At 55.8% G+C, this 17,950-nt stretch carries 14 protein-coding genes; 7 read left to right on the forward strand and 7 right to left on the reverse strand.

All coding sequences use genetic code 11. The features are described from left to right. Nucleotides 1-14 precede the first annotated feature (14 nt). The 5 genes from QOL82_RS16190 to QOL82_RS16210 all read left to right on the forward strand — a co-directional run bounded on the left by QOL82_RS16190 (nucleotide 15) and on the right by QOL82_RS16210 (nucleotide 6,978). A complete protein-coding gene (locus tag QOL82_RS16190; protein WP_283443328.1) occupies nucleotides 15-1,001 on the forward strand; it encodes a tripartite tricarboxylate transporter substrate binding protein in 987 nt (328 codons plus the stop codon). Between the two features lie 290 nt (nucleotides 1,002-1,291). Further along, nucleotides 1,292-2,869: an MFS transporter gene (locus QOL82_RS16195; protein ID WP_283443347.1), complete on the forward strand. Its 1,578-nt coding sequence runs from the start codon at nucleotides 1,292-1,294 to the stop codon at nucleotides 2,867-2,869. A gap of 239 nt (nucleotides 2,870-3,108) precedes the next feature. Continuing rightward, nucleotides 3,109-3,408, forward strand: coding sequence for a hypothetical protein (locus QOL82_RS16200; protein WP_283443329.1), 300 nt, complete (start codon nucleotides 3,109-3,111; stop codon nucleotides 3,406-3,408). Between the two features lie 525 nt (nucleotides 3,409-3,933). After that, complete coding sequence (locus QOL82_RS16205) at nucleotides 3,934-5,667, forward strand: ABC transporter permease (protein ID WP_283443330.1); 1,734 nt, start codon at nucleotides 3,934-3,936, stop codon at nucleotides 5,665-5,667. Nucleotides 5,668-5,676: 9 nt separating this feature from the next. Next, nucleotides 5,677-6,978 carry an ABC transporter ATP-binding protein gene (locus QOL82_RS16210; protein WP_283443331.1) on the forward strand — a complete coding sequence of 434 codons (1,302 nt, stop codon included), beginning with the start codon at nucleotides 5,677-5,679 and terminating at the stop codon, nucleotides 6,976-6,978. 214 nt (nucleotides 6,979-7,192) lie between these two features. On the opposite strand, the gene QOL82_RS16215 is transcribed toward QOL82_RS16210, so the two are convergent. The 7 genes from QOL82_RS16215 to QOL82_RS16240 all read right to left on the reverse strand — a co-directional run bounded on the left by QOL82_RS16215 (nucleotide 7,193) and on the right by QOL82_RS16240 (nucleotide 14,748). Continuing rightward, nucleotides 7,193-7,792 carry a glycine zipper 2TM domain-containing protein gene (locus tag QOL82_RS16215; protein WP_283443332.1) on the reverse strand — a complete coding sequence of 200 codons (600 nt, stop codon included), beginning with the start codon at nucleotides 7,790-7,792 and terminating at the stop codon, nucleotides 7,193-7,195. Nucleotides 7,793-9,505: 1,713 nt separating this feature from the next. Then, nucleotides 9,506-9,784, reverse strand: coding sequence for a hypothetical protein (locus QOL82_RS16220; protein WP_283443333.1), 279 nt, complete (start codon nucleotides 9,782-9,784; stop codon nucleotides 9,506-9,508). Between the two features lie 1,040 nt (nucleotides 9,785-10,824). After that, on the reverse strand, nucleotides 10,825-11,259 hold the full coding sequence (locus QOL82_RS16225; RefSeq protein ID WP_283443334.1) for a hypothetical protein: 435 nt from the start codon (nucleotides 11,257-11,259) through the stop codon (nucleotides 10,825-10,827). Then, entirely contained in the window at nucleotides 11,256-11,477 is a 222-nt protein-coding gene (locus QOL82_RS29275) for a cytochrome c peroxidase (RefSeq protein ID WP_430438498.1), read from the reverse strand. The genes QOL82_RS16225 and QOL82_RS29275 overlap by 4 nt, the downstream gene beginning before the upstream one ends. Before the next feature lie 219 nt (nucleotides 11,478-11,696). Further along, entirely contained in the window at nucleotides 11,697-13,730 is a 2,034-nt protein-coding gene (locus QOL82_RS16230) for a hypothetical protein (RefSeq protein WP_283443335.1), read from the reverse strand. 101 nt (nucleotides 13,731-13,831) lie between these two features. Beyond that, nucleotides 13,832-14,221, reverse strand: a complete 390-nt coding sequence (locus tag QOL82_RS16235) for a c-type cytochrome (protein ID WP_283443336.1) — start codon at nucleotides 14,219-14,221, stop codon at nucleotides 13,832-13,834. 257 nt (nucleotides 14,222-14,478) lie between these two features. Then, nucleotides 14,479-14,748, reverse strand: coding sequence for a hypothetical protein (locus QOL82_RS16240; protein WP_283443337.1), 270 nt, complete (start codon nucleotides 14,746-14,748; stop codon nucleotides 14,479-14,481). Nucleotides 14,749-15,303: 555 nt separating this feature from the next. Here QOL82_RS16240 and QOL82_RS16245 point away from each other — a divergent pair. Both QOL82_RS16245 and QOL82_RS16250 read left to right on the forward strand, forming a co-directional pair. Next, nucleotides 15,304-16,017 carry a PEP-CTERM sorting domain-containing protein gene (locus QOL82_RS16245; RefSeq protein WP_283443338.1) on the forward strand — a complete coding sequence of 238 codons (714 nt, stop codon included), beginning with the start codon at nucleotides 15,304-15,306 and terminating at the stop codon, nucleotides 16,015-16,017. A gap of 806 nt (nucleotides 16,018-16,823) precedes the next feature. Next, nucleotides 16,824-17,747 (forward strand): hypothetical protein, encoded by a 924-nt coding sequence (locus tag QOL82_RS16250; RefSeq protein ID WP_283443339.1) that lies wholly within the window; start codon nucleotides 16,824-16,826, stop codon nucleotides 17,745-17,747. Nucleotides 17,748-17,950: the final 203 nt, after the last annotated feature.

A 17,950-nucleotide genomic window follows, 5' to 3' on the forward strand; every position in this document is an offset into this window, starting at 1 on the left:
ACGAGGAGACAACCATGACATCCGACCAACAGCGCCAGCGGCGACGCACGGCCATCCGGCTGGCGATTGCGCTTGCCGCATTGCCGCTGGCCGTGCAGGCGCAGGACTATCCGAAACGCCCGATCACGCTGGTCGTGCCGTTTTCGGCCGGCGGCGGCACCGACAGCATTGCCCGCGAACTGGCCAAGTACCTGTCTGAAAAACTGGGCCAGCCGGTGGTGGTCGACAACCGCGGCGGCGGCGGCGGCGCTATTGCCGCCAAGACGGTGGCGCGGGCCGATCCCGACGGCCATACGCTGCTGTTCGTCACCTCGACCTTCGTCACGCATGCGGCCACCGATACCAAGGCCGCGTATGATGTCAGGAAGGACTTCACGCCGATTGCCATGATCGGGCGCGGCCCGCTGATGATCGTCACCTACAAGGGCCTGGGCGTGAAAAGCGTCACGGAGTTCGTCGAGGCGACGAAGAAGAAGCCCGAGGGCCTGGACTTCTGTTCGTCGGGCGCCGGCAGCGTGACCCATCTTGCCGGCGAACTGTTCATCCAGAAAACCGGCGCGAAGCTGACCCATGTGCCGTACAAGGGCAGCGGTCCCGCCACCGTCGATTTCCTGGCCGGCCGCACCCATGCCTTCTTCGCGACCTTTCCCACCATGCTGCAGTACGTGAAGTCGGGCGCGGTCGATATCATCGCCACCACCGGCACGACCCGCTCGCCCTTGTTCCCGAAGGTGCAGACCGTGGCCGAAGCCGGCATTCCGGACTACAACATCACCACCTGGTGGGGCGTGGTCGGACCTGCCGGGCTGCCCAAGCCCATCGTGGCCCGGCTCAATGCGCTGGTCAACGAAGCCTCGGCCAGGGAGCCGCTCAAGGGACGGCTGGTCAATGAAGGCGCGGAAGCCTACAGCGCCGCCCCGGACCAGTTCCAGGCCATGCTCGATAGCGAACTGGCGATGTGGAAAACGGTCGTGAAGACCGGCAATATCAAGGTGGAATAGGGCGCCGGGGCCAGGCCTTCCCGCATCCGCGAACGGGTGCGGTCGGCTGCGCTGCCATCGATGGCGAGCTAACGTTCACGCTGTGGCTGTGGGCACTGAGCCGCTGGCTGGCTTGGCACCGGGACAGGGCAGTGCGAATCAAATCGGCGGGAAGCGATGCACCCGTGTCTTGCCGCGTAATGGATCGATGGGCAATGTTCGTTACACTCTAGCGAGTCAACAGGACCAGAGGAACAAGCATGCCCATGTCGCGTACCGAAGACGCTGCCAAGAGCGCCCCGGCCCATCCGATGTCGCAGTCCGCGCTGGCGCCGCTGCGCCTTCCCACGTTCCGCATGCTGTGGTGCGTGTGGCTGACCGCGAACATCTGCATGTGGATGAACGACGTCGCTTCCGCCTGGATGATGACGTCGCTGTCCGCGTCGCCGATCTGGGTCGCGCTGGTGCAGACGGCGTCCACGTTGCCGGTGTTCCTGCTGGGCCTGCCGAGCGGCGCACTGGCCGATATCCTGGATCGGCGGCGCTACTTCATCGTCACCCAGTTCTGGGTAGCCGCCGTGGCGCTGGTCCTGTGCGCGACGATCCTCTCCGGCCGCATGACCGCGCCGCTGCTGCTGGCGCTGACCTTCGCCAACGGGATCGGCCTGGCGATGCGCTGGCCCGTCTTCGCCGCCATCGTCCCGGAGCTGGTGCCGCGGCCGCAGTTGCCCGCGGCGTTGGCGCTGAACGGGATTGCAATGAATGCGTCCCGCATCGTCGGTCCGCTCGTTGCCGGCGCGCTGATCGCGAGCTTCGGCAGCGCCTACGTGTTCGTGCTCAATGCCGTCCTGTCCGTCGCATCGGGCTTCGTCATCATGCGCTGGCGGCGGGAGCACAAGCCCAGCCCGCTGGGCCGGGAGCGCCTGGTGAGCGCAATGCGGGTCGGGCTGCAGTTCGTGTTCCAGTCCGCACGGTTGAAGGCGGTGCTGGTGCGCATCTCCCTGTTCTTCCTCCATTCGACGGCGCTGCTGGCCCTGCTGCCGCTCGTTGCGCGCGGCATGGCGGGCGGAAACGCCGGCACCTATACGGTGCTGCTCGCGGCCATGGGCAGCGGCGCCATCGTGGCGGCGCTGTTCCTGCCCCGCCTGCGCCAACTCATGGCGCGCGACCGGCTGGTCCTGTCCGGCGCGGTGCTGCAGGCACTGGCGACCGCGGCCGTTGCGCTCGCGCCCAACATTTATATGGCCGCCAGCGCGATGTTTCTCGGCGGGATGGCCTGGATCACCACCGCGAATTCGCTGAGCGTGTCGGCGCAACTGGCGTTGCCGGACTGGGTCCGCGCGCGGGGGATGTCGATGTACCAGATGGCCATCATGGGCGCGAGTGCGCTGGGCGCGGCTTTCTGGGGCCAGGTCGCGACCGTCACTTCCGTGAAGACCAGCCTACTGATCGCCGCCATTTCCGGCGTCATCACCATGCTCGGCGCGCACCGCCTGGTGGTGGACCGGGAGATGGAAGAAGACCTGACGCCATCCCAGGCATTCAAGGTGCCCGTCGCCGACGATCCGCCGACGAGCGGGCATGTGCTGGTGACCATCGAGTACCTGATCCAGCCGGCGCGCGCGGCCGAATTCCGCGCGCTGATGCAGGAAAGCCGCCGCAGCCGCTTGCGGCAGGGCGCACTGTCGTGGGACCTGCTGCGCGATATCGTCGTCCCGGGGCGATATATCGAGCAGATCGTCGACCAGTCCTGGACCGAGCACCTGCGCCGTTTCGACCGGGTCACCGCAGCCGACGTCGCCCTGCGCGAACGCAAGCTGGCGTTCCACATCGGCGAAACCCCGCCGGTCGTCACACGCTGCCTGGTGGAAAACACGGTGCGGCGGTGAACGAATCGTCGTTGAATCATCCACCCCGCGTCCCGGATGTCGCGACGCCTGGCGTGTAGAGGAGCTGAAACCTGCGCGGCGGATCGGCCGGCGGCCGACCGTGCCGAAGGCGGGCACAACGTTGCTGCCGTCATCGGAGCAGGGCGTTACAAATCTTCACAGATTTGCGGTCAACAGAAATTGACCTCCGCCCGTTATAGGCGGGCAGGCAAAACTGCTTAACCTTCAAAGGAACACACATGAACAAACTGATCGCCGCCCTGGTTGCTGGCCTGTTTTCCCTGTCGGCCTTCGCTGCCGCGCACACTGCTGCGCCTGCGACGAAAGCCGATGTGAACGCGGAAGCAAAAGTGGAAAAGGCAGATGCAAAGGCTCAGGAAAAAATAACGAAGGCCAAGGCCGATGAAAAAGTCGAAGTGACCAAGGCAGATGCAAAGGCAGCGAAGCATGAAGCCAAAGCCCATGCCAAGGCGCACAAGAAAGTAGCTGAAGCCAAGAAAGACGCTAACGAAACCAAGGTCGACGCTGTCAAGAAGTAACCAGGCATTCGCTTGATCCAAGCCGCGGACTTCCGCGGCTTTTTGTTTGATCCGCCCTTGTGCGCAACCGCGTTGACCAGCATCAGGTTCCAGCAGCCGGCCGTCCTTGCAGGCAAGTTAAAACTACCGCGCCTCTTCCTCGGCGGATTTATGTGAGGAAATAGGGTGTATGCCTCACCCCGGCGAAAGAGGTCGGCAGCCAGGACCAACCTGCTGTGGAAGCGCATTTTGTTTTTACAGGCAAGACCGGAGCAAATCCCTTGCCGCCATTTGATGGAGTGTTGGCGAACCGGAAGTTCCTTTTCGGCTGGCACGAAGGTCAAGGGTATGGTGGGGTTACCAGCGGCGGTCGATACAATTGCCAATCGGAATCAACCGTCGAAGCCTGTTAACGTGCTGGCGTGGCGAGGGGATGTGGGGAGCGTGGACTGTCGGCGTACCGCTAATCCAGCGTATAACGCAGACCATGGCTCAGTCACTCTGGGCCTCCTTCGAATGCATGGGCAGTACTACCGCGAGGGCAAGATGTTTGAGCTGTTCAATCCGCGCCGTGGTGACCGGTCGTTGCTGAAAACGCCGCTTAACCGCTGGGACTGGATCCTGTTGCCCTTGGTGCTTGCCGTATTGGCGGCCCTGGCCTTCGGCGCCATGCAAATGACGCGGCCATTCACCGTGGGCCAGCCCACGCCGATTTCGCTGGACCCGTCATATCTGCCGTATTACCTGCTGCGCACCATTCTGCGAATGTTTACCGCGCTCGCATGCGCACTGGCATTCAGCTTCGTGTTTGCGGCGGTCGCAGCCAAGTACAAGCCGGCAGAAAAGATCATGGTTCCGCTACTCGACGTGTTGCAGTCGGTCCCCATCCTTGGATTTCAGGCCATTGCAATTGCCCCATTTATCGCATTGTTTCCCGGTAACCTGCTCGGCGTGGAATGCGCAGCGATCTTCGCCATTTTCACATCGCAGGCGTGGAATATGGCATTCAGCCTTTACCAGTCGATGCGCACCGTGCCGCCGGAACTGCACGAAGCATCGCGCGTATTTCAGCTATCGAGCTGGCAGCGCTTTTGGCGCCTGGAACTGCCCTATGCGATGCCAGGGCTTCTTTGGAACATGATGATGTCGATGTCCGGCGGCTGGTTCTTCCTGGTCGCCGCAGAGGCAGTGTCGGTTGCCGGGCAGGATATCAAGCTGCCAGGCATCGGCGCGTATATCGCAGTGGCCATCGAAGCGGAAAATGGACGGGCGATTGCCTGGGCGATCGGCGCAATGCTGGCGGGCATCCTCCTCTATGACCAACTGTTCTTTCGTCCATTGCTGGCGTGGGCGGACAAGTTCCGATTCGAGGAATCGCAGGGCGACACAGCCCAGCGTTCGTGGCTGCTGGACTGGGGTCGCCGCAGCCGCATGATCCGGGCCCTGACCGATCGGTTCTGGGTGGCCATGCGCGGGACGCTCGGATGGTTCAGCGTCAGGCGGGACAGCACCGGTGCGGGTCGTCACGTAAAGACGCGTCGCCGTTCCTGGGAACGCGGTTGGGACGTGTTCATCCTGCTTGCCGCATCGCTTGCTGCCTATCGCCTGGTCGTGTTCGTGCATAGCGATGTGGGATGGGGCGAGGCTGCCCACGTCGTGGTCCTCGGTTTCATTACGCTCGCGCGCGTGCTGATCCTCATCGCGCTGGCTTCTGCAATCTGGGTGCCCATTGCCGTGTGGATAGGCTTACGGCCCCAGTATTCCCAGCGTGTCCAGGCGATTGCGCAGTTCGTGGCTGCGTTCCCGGTCAACCTGATGTTTCCGCTGGTCGTGTATTTGCTGGTCACTTACAAGCTCAACGCGAATTTCTGGCTCAGCCCGCTGATGGTCTTCGGCACCCAGTGGTACATCCTCTTCAACGTCGTGGCCGGCGCCTCGACGATCCCGAACGAACTGCGCCTGGCTGCGGACAATCTCGGCCTGAAAGGCTGGTTGAAGTGGAAGCGGGTATATCTTCCCGCCGTGTTCCCGGCCTATGTCACCGGCGCGATCACGGCCAGCGGCGGCTCGTGGAACGCCAGCATCGTCGCCGAATATGTCACATGGGGCAAAACGACGCTGGTCGCGGATGGCCTCGGAAGTTATATCAAGCAGATGACCGATGTCGGCGACTTTCACCGCATTGCCCTCGGCATCGGCGTGATGTGCATCTTTGTAATGGCATTAAACCGGTTTTTTTGGCGCAAGCTGTATCTGCTCGCTGAAAATAGCAATCGTTGAGGTAGGCGCATGGCACTGGATAAATTGATGGAATTGAAGGGCGTTTCGAAGTCCTTTCGCAGCGCGGACGGCGCACCCCGGCTGGTTCTCGATGACGTCGACTTTTCGCTGGCAGAAGGGGAAATCGTCGCGCTGCTGGGTAAATCGGGATCAGGCAAGTCGACGCTGCTGCGCATCATGGCGGGCCTGATTCCGGCAGATGCAGGGGCGGTGTCCTATCGCGGCCGCGGTGTCCACGGACCGGCATCGGGCATTGCCATGGTGTTTCAGTCGTTTGCGCTTTTTCCGTGGCTGACCGTTCAGCAAAATGTGGAGCTCGGGCTGGAGGCGCAAGGGGTGCGGCCGGCGGAGCGGGAAGCGCGCGCCGATGCCATGCTGCACCTGATGGGCCTGGCGGGCTTTGGCGGCGCCTTGCCGCGCGAACTCTCCGGCGGCATGCGCCAGCGTGTGGGGATTGCCCGCGCATTGGTCACGAACCCCGATGTGCTGCTGATGGACGAAGCATTCTCCGCGCTGGACGTGCTGACCGGCGAGACGCTGCGTGACGATATTCTCGCGCTCTGGGATAGCAGCCGCATTCCAACCAAGGGCATTCTCATCGTCTCGCATAACATCGAGGAAGCCGTGATGATGGCCGACCGCATCATCATTCTGTCGAGCGGGCCCGGGCGCATCTCCACCGAATTTCAGGTCGACCTGGTGCGCCCGCGCGTGGCGGATTCTGTGGAGGCACGCGCGCTCATCGACGAAGTATATGGGCTGATGACCATGCGGCCCCAAGCTGGCGCAGTCGCCACGTCCACGCCGGCAACGCATCCCGGATACCGCCTGCCGGAAGCGGACGTCACCCATATTGAAGGGGTGCTGGCTTTGCTGGCGGACGAGCCGTTCAATGGCCGGGCCGACCTGCCCAAGCTGGCAGAAGAAACGGAGTTGTCCGACGAGGAGCTCTTCCCGACCTACGAAGCGCTGAGCCTGCTTGGATTTGCGCAGGTCGAAAAAGGGGATATCGCGCTGACACCGCTGGGCCAGCGCTATGCGGAAGCCGAGCAACCTCTACGGCACGATATCTTCGGCCAACAGCTTTTAACGCACGTGCCATTGGCGGCGCGCATTCGGCAGCAGCTTGAGGAAGAGCCGACCGGAACGGTGTCAGAGGCACCCTTCATCGAACTCCTGGAGGAGTTTCTCGAGAAGGAAGAAGCGAGCCGGGTAATGGAGATTGCGGTGGAGTGGGGGCGTTACGGAGAGGTATACGAATATGATTTCCATACAGGCCGCCTCAAGCTGCCTGACCAGGAGGAAGAATAGTTAGTGGAACTGCAAGCGCGTGAAGCGGTTTGCCGTTAAAAGCTGCGGCGCTGTCGCAGGCTGGCATGACGGTCGATCGTCAGTCCATGCCCAATGCGACGGCGCCGTCTAACGGTTTTTTCTATCGCGATGAATAGCGAGTTTCAGTCGTTTCCGCGTCGCTAGTATGTGGTTAACACCTGCTCTGCCGGTTTTTGCAAGAATGTTTCACGGCTCAAAAATTCCGCTTCGCGACCTCGTTGCCCAGGTAGCCGCCACCGACGGCGCCGGCGATGGTTGCCAGGGTCTTGCCATTGCCGCCGCCGATCTGACTTCCTACCAAGCCTCCGACGACCGCGCCAATGCCCATGCCGATCGGGCTGTTAGCGGCGCTCGCACTCGGCTGCTGGTAGACCGGTGCAGGCGCATGACGTGGCGCGGGATCGTACTGTGCGTACTGCGCCCGGTGCTGGTTCTGCCGGGTAGCCGCGCGCTGTACATATCTGTCGTGAACAACGGTCTTGTGCTCGACAACTTCTCGGACCACCACGGGGGCGGATTGTTGCTGTGGGGCCTGGACAGGAACCAGCGCGTACTGCTGTGCCGGGGCAGGGGACGATACGGCTTGCTGAATTGGCGCCGCCACGAGAGTGGGCGTCGGGCCTGCCGCAATGCCAACTGTCGGTTGGCTGGAAGCACGCGAGCCATCGGCCGCGACGCTGTGTGAATTTGGAAACAGGCCGGTGATAGCAGCCACGCCAACAAGGCTTACCAGCATGACCGAGGCGGCGGCGCCTGCGACTAAGGGGTGAATGCGGTTCGGTGCTTGGTTCATTTCATCCTCCAGGAATGCGCTGTGTTTGTCTTGTCTCTACAGTAATGGGTTCCCTGCGACGTTAATAGCCGGCAACCTGTTTCAGCGGTAACTGCCTGTAACGCCAAATGCCGTGCATCAGCATTAGGCAGAACTGGCGAGAACACGATTACCGCCGTTCATGCTGGTCTCCGGTATTGCGGCAATGCAAAAGGAAAGGACTGGTCGACGGATGCGGATCACGAAGTTCCCGGCGCGCTTGGACCGAATTAATTGTGCTTGTTTGCCTACCAATCGCCGATGAATGGTTGCATATCCGTCCTGTGCCTTACTTTATAACTGGGATTTCGATGAGATTTTTAACGGTGATGTGACGGATGAGTAAAGCCGACCTGCGTTTGCTACGGTTTGCACTGGAGCATCCAATCCGCCCAGGCTGGCTGCTGCCGGCCGCCGTCGCCCTAGGACTGTATGCCACCGTACCGTAGAACATTGCCGTTCTTGCGCTAGGCATCGTCGACGACCTCATGTTGGTGCCTTTGTTGCCCCATGCGCTATTGACATTACTCCCAGTCCACGTCCGGGATCGGTTTAGTGGGGAGACGCTGTCTGCTTCCAGTGTGCGCCATTGATGTGCGTAAAAGACAATGACGCGTGACTTGACCGGTTGGCCACGGGCGTTGGGCTTTTACGCGTCGTGGATGGGTTTAGCGTGATCAAGCTTCAGATCTGGTAACTGAAAAATGAATCGGAAGCCAATGGCTTTCAAATGTAGGTTATTGAAGTCAACACGGTTGACCTAGATGTGGCGTTTTCCGTGATGGCCAAAACGCTATATAAATCGTTGACCATCCAGTACGCTGCAGGCGGAGCTGGCAAATTGAAATAACCCATCTTTAGTCGCCTGGCCATACTGTACAAGGCCATCACGACGGATCAAATTTCTCGAAAAAGTTCAGACGAAGTGAAATCAAGCATCGATATTGATCGATTCAACACTTGATTAAGCGAATGGAATTCGACGAGCATCATTTGTTCGGCCGCATCAGCATGAATCGGCCAGGGTGCCGCTATTGATCTGCCAGACAGTGATGGACATGTGCCAAAGTGACTGCCACGTGCACGTGGTGAAGGGACAAGGCAATCCTAAACCTGAGTGGTAGTAAATCCGGTGAACGAGTCTCGAACGTAGAATGAGCGCATTGCGTATGGAGCCGCATGCGCTTTGCTTGATAGAAGCTGACACGAATTGCCGGCGTTCAAGAATCGCAAAGAAAAATGAGCAAGTTGCTTGTTGAAATAAATCCGAAGAAGTGAAAAGAGCATGAAGTCTTTAAGCCGATGCGTATTTAAATAATTGCCGCTTGTGCTGGATGCCTTGTATTGTCATTGGCTTTATTGCAACCTCCCGCCAGCGCCGAGTGATTATTTTTTTTGCGGCATTCTTGGATCCCTACCGTATCAGTCAACCTGCACGTAAGCGTACATCCCGTCCGTAAAATGCGGACGCACATTGCAAATGACCAAATATTTTCCCTTCTGCGGGAAAGAAACTGACTCTATCCGGTTGGAGGCATTAGATGGTTCAATGGTAGGTGGGTTAGAGGGAGGCGGGCCACCAGCAGGAGCGATTCCCCTATAGAACAAGTTCGGCGTAAAGTTAATAAAGAGCGCATTGGCATCTACAGGAAGGGCAATATCTGCCGCCTGAATACCCGGCTGGTAGACCATAATCTAATGAAAACCAGCCACCGCAAAATTGACTACGCCGCCTTGGGCAATCTTGATCAGTGGCGGAAGGATATGATGATTCGCCGAATTACCCGGCTGCGCGGTATTTAAGCCCGCACCGAACGACACGGTGACGCTAAACTTGTGTCCGCTTCGGTTTTCGCGCGAATTTTCATGCTGATTGCTGTGATCTTCGTTGCCTCTGTCTGCCGTTGCATTATGCATGGCAAATAAACAGGCCGTACATACCGATAAACTTGCTAATAATTTTTTTTTGCGCATTTCAACCTCCTAGTTGGTAAGGTGAATGGTTACATTTTCCCGTCTGCAGCCTAACCACTCTAAGATTTTTTCCTGATTCTGCGCTGACCAACATCAATGCTTGCTTGCTCTGATTTTTTTCGACTCTGGTGACCATAAATGATGGCAGGGGGTTAGGTTGATGATCTGTTTCGCGCTAGCAAAAGCTAGTGGACAATGATGCTTTACGTACAAACCTTCCAGTAATAAGGATTTTCATCCGATAATGGGCTGGCTCCGGGCGCCTGCTTTAAGCCATTCAACGCCAATCCTTGTCGGGGCATGCGCGAATTTTTAATTTTTAAGCAGATTTGTGAAGTCGAAGCATGGGTTGCAGCGTCAAATATTCCACATGCGTTGTCGCTGCAAGGATCAAGTCGACCGGTTCTGGATGGGTCTTCATTGAAATGCCGCCTACCTGCGTCATGGAATCGGTAATTGCCTTGTAATAATGGGGAGCAGATCAGCCTAAAGCGAGCTGCAAGCCTCCGCCGAGCCAAGCTGCATGCAAACGATGCGCCGGTTCGATGTGGAAGGAAATTAGATGAATCCCAAGATGGAACTGATGCGGCGGTCGTGAGCAACCTCCGGGTAGAAAGAAGCCATTTTTCCTCTTGAATCGAAAACGATCCTGCAAATTGCAACCCCAGACCATCAGTGTGGACCGCGGGAGAAGGCAGCCGATATTCCGAACGTATTGATGCTCGCCTAGAAGGACATGGAATCCGGGTGGTAAATTTAACTACACTAGGCGCCTGCCAATGATCGGACTGGAAAGCCCTGCTTACCAACGCACGATAAGTCGGGGCACTACGAGCGAATTGTTCCAATACACTGCCTGTTGCAGCGATGGTTCGTCCGTCCAATATCTTATGTCCGAGCGATTTATGAGCGAGTTTGGCAAAAGTACGATTGCGGCAACTCATTTCGGTCCCGGACGATGGCGGCCCGGACGCTTGTGAGGCCAAGGAAGAGGATGGCAGCGCAACCCTAACCGGACGCAGCTGGCCAGCCTCAAACTTTCAGACCAGCGAGGCAGCATTCCGAAGACCAAATGGGTCACCTCCGTTAAATACATTGTTCCCACGTCCATCCCAAAAAATGCGGAAGTTGAAAACTGCATTGATCACCGTCGGTGAATTTCTGGGCTCAACGCGCCGTGTGTTGATGCCATGAATGTTGAAACCGTCTGGATCCGGCTGGTTCACGCACCCATCGGCAGCCGTTTTGCCATTCGTGCTGACATCCTGAAATACAGCGTTGAATACGCCTTGAGAGGAAATGACATCGTTCACATCAAAGCGAGTGGCGGGCTCGTTGCTATCTACTGAGTTAAAACTAGTCAGCGGGAAGTTGGCAGAACCAACCACATAATTTGGCGTACCTTCTAACTGAAATGTCTTGTCGGGATTGTCCGGTGCCAGGTTTGGAAACCGGGTCAGCAGACCCGGACTCACTTGAGTTTGGTCCGGTTATCCGCGCCTGCATTGAAGTGGCAGGTGGCACAGGCCGTCTTGTTGTCACTGCCAACCCGCGGATTCCAAAACAGCGATTTACCCGACTGAATTGCTGCCGTCTCTTGTCCTTGACGATCTGCATAAACGCCTCGTCGTCTGGACCTGGCAGCGACATATTTTTTAACGACATGCCAGCAAGCGGCGTCTGTTAATAACAGAAGTTGCTGAAAGAGAAGAAGTTATTCCCGATTATCGATACAAGGATCAGGTAACGGAATGTCCCATAGTAGTTGTTCATTATTACCTGCTTAGAAATTAAGGGTCATTCTCCCAGAGAAGGCATATGTCTCCCCGATTACTTACCATTCCTCTTGCCGTGCGAGAGCGGCAAGAGGAATGTTTCTGTGGCAGTGAAGCTGCCTCTCGCGGTTACCTGCTTACGGCCAAGTCAGGTTCGACATGTCGAGCCTCCATACGCGCCCTGTACCGGTCAAGGTTCCTGCTGTCGTGTCGTCGCCCACAAACAAGTTACGCACGGTCTGACCAGGCATTCCGCTAGCTGGCGGCTGGCTGTTGAAACCGATTGCGCTTATTGTGGCGAACCCGGTGCCCAGTTCAGTGATTGCGCTGGGACTCGTTCCTGCAAACGTAAAGCGATATGCCTTGCTGACGTCAGCTATATACAGGTAATTCCCATCGGACGTAACAAAAACCGGCGCCCCAACAGGCGATGCGAAAGTGCGTGCCGTGCAAAGGAGTCTGCTGCTGCAGTTTTTGGCGGCGGGGATTGTAGTGATACCTGTCGCCTCTGCAAAATAAAGGTCTTCCCCGCGGAATGTCATTGATGCTGGACCTGCCCGACCACTGACAAATCCAATATTTTCAACATTGGTCGAATTACCTTCGGGGGTATCGATTCGCATGACACTGTTATTTTTCCCCGCAACCACATAGAGCTTTTTGTCTGGCCCATAGGCCACTGCAGAAGCCCGAGCCCCTGAGAGCTTGCCCGGCGCCAACAGAGTCGCATTAACAATACGGGTTCCGTCGTGCAGAAGCCGCCACACGCCTAGGCCTTTGGACGCCGTGTCAGGCACATACACATAGGTTACTGCTGCACCATTTAACGTAGATGGCACGGCCACTGCCTGGCCAGGGGCGAGGGCAGCATTGGTAACGCATGTTTCAGGGCCATTGACGCCGAGACGGCAAAATCCTTGTAAATGGTCTGATATCCAAGTTTCAGTATTAATTTGGATGAGTGCTGCTGGCAACGTGGCGCCCGTTGCAGGGCCGCTAATCGTCGTCGGCGCCGTGGCAACCGGTGGCGCGCCGACACCGCCGCCTCCGCCGCCTCCGCCTCCGCCACCGATTACAGGGCCGCCGGCGGTGACGCAGTTGCCGCTTGAATTGGGATCGACGCCATAGACTATCGCTTTGAAGAATGCTGTTCCAGCGGTTGGATCATCCGCAACATAGAGGCTGGCCGGGCCAGTGTCAGTGGCTGGGTTCACCGCGAGCGACGCAACATTTCCGTACCCGCTTCCTAATGGCTTGAGGCAGCCGGGAATACCTGACGCTGCAGGGCTATAGCGATAGGCATTGCCCAGATCTGCGAGGTACAGGGTGGTTGCGTCGGATGCGACGAATACCGGCGCGCCTACCCCAGTATTGACAGATCTTGCCGTACATGCCCCTGCACACGTAGTCGCGTTACCGTTCTGCTCGGCACCGATGGCAGTCAGTCCCGTGTTTTCTGCCAGATATAAGGCATTGCCAACAAAGGCAAGCGCAGGTGGACCAACCTTAACAACACTACTGCCAATTTTTTCGGTCCTCTGTGCTGGAGTGCCATCAAAACTCGGATCAGGGTTTCTGATTCTCATAATGCTGTTGTTACGCCCAAGCGAAACATAGAGATGCCCGTCCGGTCCCATGGCAACCGCCATCGGGCGATTTCCATCAATGCTCGCGTTGGGTAACATGACTGAATTCAGCACGTACCCATCTTTAATGGTATGTCGCCAGACGCCTCTGCCTTTCGATGAGTTGTCGGGTACATAGGCATAAGTAACTTTCGCGTTTGGGTCATTTGGATCTGTTGCTTCCTTTGCAGCGGCTTGGCCAGGGGAGACTTGCGCTGTATTGCAGGAGCCTTGGTCTACGTACCCAGGGGCAGATCCAGTTGCGCCGGCAACCAATTTGCAAAAGCCAAATACATGGTCCGAAACCCAGTAGTCATTGCCAATTTTTACAAGGCCTGAGGGGAGGGTCATTCCCTGATAAAGCACGTTGCCTGGGCTGGCCGCCATGGAGGGGAGTGGCGCAATGCAGGCCGTAGCCGCAACGACAGCTGCCAGATGTACTTTACGCAACGCCCTCAAGTCGGCAAGGCGCCGTCGAGCCATTGGGGCGAAAAGGGCGTTACTATGAGCAGCCTTGACAGAACCGCTGTTTGAAACAATTTTCATGTTGACTCCTAGGTTGGCAACCGTGTTTTGCGATAGCGGACCTGATCGGTGAGCGCGTCTTAGCGCCAAACTGCTTCAGTCCTTTTATTTAACTGGGCAAATTAGTGATGGTGGCGTCCCTCTGGGTTGGCTTGCGCTGCGCTTTGCTGGGCTCTGGTTTTAACGGAAACCTCATTCGACTGCTCGGTGAGGTAAGAAGCCATGGTCGAAACGTCATCCGTGCCGAGGTTCAGGTTCGGCATATTGACCTTCCTGTATTTTTCGAACAGTGTCCGCGCGATTGGGTCTCCTTCCGCGAGCATCTTTTCCGGCTCTTGCAGGTAGCGCTGCAACCAAGCCGAATCGCGCCTTTCAATGACGCCGGCCAGATCCGGGCCGATGCGGTCGCCGTTGCCGATCGTGTGGCGGGATGCACACCGGCTTTCGAAGATGAACTTGGCCTTGCTGATATTGATCGGTGCGGCCTGCGGGTAACTGGATGTTGGAACCACGTCTTTCCATCCTTAGAAATTTGCCCTGGTGGTCCCCAGAAACCGGGCGTTGTCGATAGCTGAATTACGCACCCATTGTCCGGTCGTATCGCTTCCCGGCATCAAGCTGCTTGCATCCACATCGGTCCGGGAGGGCGTCCTTCCATTGGCCAGTCAACCAGAATGCCAACTGAACTAGCAACCTTGGTCGGTGTCGTATTTGCCTGCTTTTGCGGTGCAACGGAAAGCGCCGAAAGCGGTTTGCGCTCCATCAGATCTCACCGTGGCCTCGGAACTTCAAACGTTTGTGCGCCGAAAAGTGGACTGCGAGGCAGCCCGGTCGGTATCGCAGCATGGGCATTGCCGAAAAATGGATTCAAACCGTTCTTCATAGCCAGACCGCCGGCAGCAATAAACAGCGCCATTTTCAATAACTGGCGGCGACTAATCTGTCCATGCGACATCGCCTGAACAATTGCTTGACGGTTTCGACGTGCGTGTTCGGCTTCACGGATTACCTGTGCTGAGGCTTTTTGAGATAAATACATTCGATGGTCCACTTCAAATGAAATTGAAACTTATAGAAAAATTTTTTATTCCTATTTCATAATTTAACGCCTGATTCAGTTTTGTCTTGGCATTTTCCGGCGCTGCATAATCCGCATACTGGATATTTTCCAAAACCTACTTTTTGACATATGTCAAAGAAGTATGACTGATCAAACCATTTGATCTTCTTCAAAAGTGATGGATATGAACGACTCTTCCTCGCCGATATCTGTATCCACGAAAATCGCTCATAGCTATGTCAAATCCATAGAAAAAAAATTTCATTTCCAAAATTCAACGAAGTCTAAATATTTTTTTTAGAAATTACGGAGCTTGAATTTTCTACAGACTTTGTCATGGTAAATAGACTCTAATATGTCACGGAAACACTACAAAATTAGTTCCCTCTAGTTCGCGCTTTAAATTTTTTAACATCCTCTAACCATTTGCTTCGTCACCGTTGTAGAATCCAAAGAAATTGACAAAAAGATATTATTTATAGAAATCGAAAAATATTTGGTCGAATTAAATTTCTCGTCAAACTTGGAGGCGGTATGGAAGATATTTCCATTAGGATGCAGGACCGCGGCCCTACAGGTGAATGGATTAAGGCCGCCCAGCGTAAGAGAACATGTTTCGCCATCAGGGCGCTGTTCCTTACTCTCGTCTCGGGCACTGTTAGCGCAGCGCCTTTTGTCGATCCCGTTGGGGATTTCATTCTTTCGTATACCGCGGGGCCGCGAGCAGGTGACCTGGATGTCGTTACTTCCGAAGTCACATTGAGTGGCACCCAGTTTCGCTTTGCCGCCACACTTGCGGGACCTGTAGGAACAACGATTGGTTCGCTTTATGTGCTTGGATTTGATCGTGGCAGGGGCACGTCACGGTTTCCTGTGGTGGCACCTGGCGTGCTATTCGATGAGGTTCTTTCCGTCACGGGAACCGGAACAGCAACCGTGCGAGACTTATTGTCCGGAGCATCCACCGTGCTTCCTTCTAGCGCCGTCAATATCAGCGGGAATAGCCTTAATGTGGCAATACCGGCTGAACTGCTTCCGTCTCAGGGCTTTGCACTGGGATCTTATACCTGGAATTTATGGCCTCGCGTCGGGGCAGGTAACGACAACCAGATTAGTGATTTCGCACCGAACAATTCCAATGTTCGAGTCACTTCCTTAAGTTCTACGCCGGTACCAGAACCAAGCACCATTGCAATGCTTGGACTGGGAATAGTAGCATTACGTTTGGTACGCAGGAAATTGAATTAATAAAGTATGGTTTTGAGAAAGGCCGCCGTTCCCGGGCGCATTCAACCAAAATTAAACAATAAATTTTTTAAAATCACAAGCGTTGATTTTCATAGTAATAATTTTGCGAAACAGGAATTTAATCTTTTGAATTACAACGTTTAGCGAACCAAGCAGTTTTTGCTTCAATAACGTCCACGAGTAAGCTCTATGTGGCAGGGGTAGGATTTTTGGGTCATTGTTCGGATGAAACCCCACTGTGTTGGTTTCCACCTAGACAGGCTGAAGAGTTTCCAACCTCAGTCATTAAGCGATTGCCTAAAGTGTGCTACACGGATATTTCAAATCGCAAGCGACGAAAACCAAAACAGCAGATACATCGAAGCGCATATGTTTGGTGCTTTTCAAGTATCGCCTAATAGCTGTTTTGTAAATCTCTTCTCGCCCGGGTACAACTAGCCAAACCAGTCGCTTTGAGCTCAGACATTTATCGAAACACAGTTACGTCCTTAGGTCGTTTTTGCAACTCCAAACCTTTTTCCTAGTGTTGTTTCGGCTCCCCGGCTCCGGCAACAGGTGTTTTTGGTGAGCGGCACCAATGTATTCCATTCGGAAAGCGTTGCAAATCTGTCTGGTCATGTTGTAAGTACACCTTGCAAATTCATTAAAAGTCCAGCAAAACTGCATTTATTATAAATTCCACCAAGAATTTTCTTTCCTGTAAGAACCAAAAGTCGTAAAATGGTCGACGCAGCAGTGGGAATTAATGCCATTTGCGCTACTGCAATCGTCGATGCCAAGTTGGACATAAACAGGGGAGAAAGAGATTGAAGTTGGGAACAGGATTTGCGGCGCTAATGTTGATAACGAGCGCCCATCAGGCATTGGCAGCTGATTCTGCCGGCTGCGAGGGAGGAGGTTTCACTGTGTTGGGAAAAGCAGGGAGCCAGAGCGCCGTCGTTACGGCCAACACCGTAGGGAATGCGTTTCACGTTCAAGGCAAGTATGTGCAGTTTGACGTCGACGCGGCCAGTTTTGGCATCCGCAATTATGTATTGACTGGGGCGCCAAACGCGCTGGATATTACTGGCGGTGTCGCTACGCCGGTTTTTGATAGCAAGTTACCCGACCATCGCGGCCTCGCATTGAGCAGCAATGTAGCCGTTGAATTGAGTAGTTCTACCGATGTCGTCCTGACCCGCAGCGGCCCTGGATTGACAATGAAGATTCAAGCCAAAGATTGCGCCAATGGCGGCCTGTTCCAGATGGAGGTATCCCGGGCAGATGAAACGAAAACCGTTTTCACCCACGTTCTCGCGCCTAGTGCGTTTTATTTTGATAACCGAAACTTCCGCGAGCGTGAAGGCGATGTAGTCGCTTATAAGGATACGACCATCAAAGTTACTGCACGGGTCAATTTTGCCAACGATTACTCGCGCAAATTTGTCGGCCGCGACAGCGCACAGTTCGCCGATCGCATCACTGAATCTTCCTGCACGAATGGCATTGTGACTCGTACTGGTTCTATCGCTAAAGTGCTGCACTGCGGTGGCGTTTCGCAGTGGCTGGTCGCAAGTGGCGGTCGCATGGGACAAGTGATGGGTGAAGACGCTACTGAAGTTGCCCCTCCCGCGACGGTCTGCACCCATCAGTGCCAGGCGCAAAACCGCACGCGCAGTGGATCTATCGTGCTTGGGTTTCCTTTCCCGGTTGCGCAGCCTGATCGGTTACAACCGCGATTTGTTCAATAAATTATTAGGCTGAGCACCGACAAGGCAGAAGCTCGTTTCTGTCTTGTCGTAATGGCCTATTCGTTTTACGCAACTCCGCCATTTCTCGACGGCTGGGCGCTAGAGATTTAGTCGGTGCTGAATAATTCTACTTTTCAATACGCCGGGACCGTGGATCGGCTTGACTTAAGCTTGTTAATGATGAGGCGGATGTTGTGCCCGGC

Origin of the sequence: Noviherbaspirillum suwonense (assembly GCF_900182955.1) — a bacterium.
In the GTDB taxonomy this organism is placed as follows: Bacteria; Pseudomonadota; Gammaproteobacteria; order Burkholderiales; family Burkholderiaceae_D; genus Noviherbaspirillum_A; species Noviherbaspirillum_A suwonense.

What these genes read in the sequence shown, in the direction of transcription:
- QOL82_RS16200 (WP_283443329.1), top strand. Translation starts at nt 3,109, where the DNA reads ATGAACAAACTGATCGCCGCCCTGGTTGCTGGCCTGTTTTCCCTGTCG.
- QOL82_RS16205 (WP_283443330.1), top strand. Translation starts at nt 3,934, where the DNA reads ATGTTTGAGCTGTTCAATCCGCGCCGTGGTGACCGGTCGTTGCTGAAA.
- QOL82_RS16190 (WP_283443328.1), top strand. Translation starts at nt 15, where the DNA reads ATGACATCCGACCAACAGCGCCAGCGGCGACGCACGGCCATCCGGCTG.
- QOL82_RS16215 (WP_283443332.1), bottom strand. Translation starts at nt 7,792, where the DNA reads ATGAACCAAGCACCGAACCGCATTCACCCCTTAGTCGCAGGCGCCGCC.
- QOL82_RS16210 (WP_283443331.1), top strand. Translation starts at nt 5,677, where the DNA reads ATGGCACTGGATAAATTGATGGAATTGAAGGGCGTTTCGAAGTCCTTT.
- QOL82_RS16245 (WP_283443338.1), top strand. Translation starts at nt 15,304, where the DNA reads ATGGAAGATATTTCCATTAGGATGCAGGACCGCGGCCCTACAGGTGAA.
- QOL82_RS16230 (WP_283443335.1), bottom strand. Translation starts at nt 13,730, where the DNA reads ATGAAAATTGTTTCAAACAGCGGTTCTGTCAAGGCTGCTCATAGTAAC.
- QOL82_RS16195 (WP_283443347.1), top strand. Translation starts at nt 1,292, where the DNA reads ATGTCGCAGTCCGCGCTGGCGCCGCTGCGCCTTCCCACGTTCCGCATG.
- QOL82_RS16240 (WP_283443337.1), bottom strand. Translation starts at nt 14,748, where the DNA reads ATGTATTTATCTCAAAAAGCCTCAGCACAGGTAATCCGTGAAGCCGAA.
- QOL82_RS16220 (WP_283443333.1), bottom strand. Translation starts at nt 9,784, where the DNA reads ATGCGCAAAAAAAAATTATTAGCAAGTTTATCGGTATGTACGGCCTGT.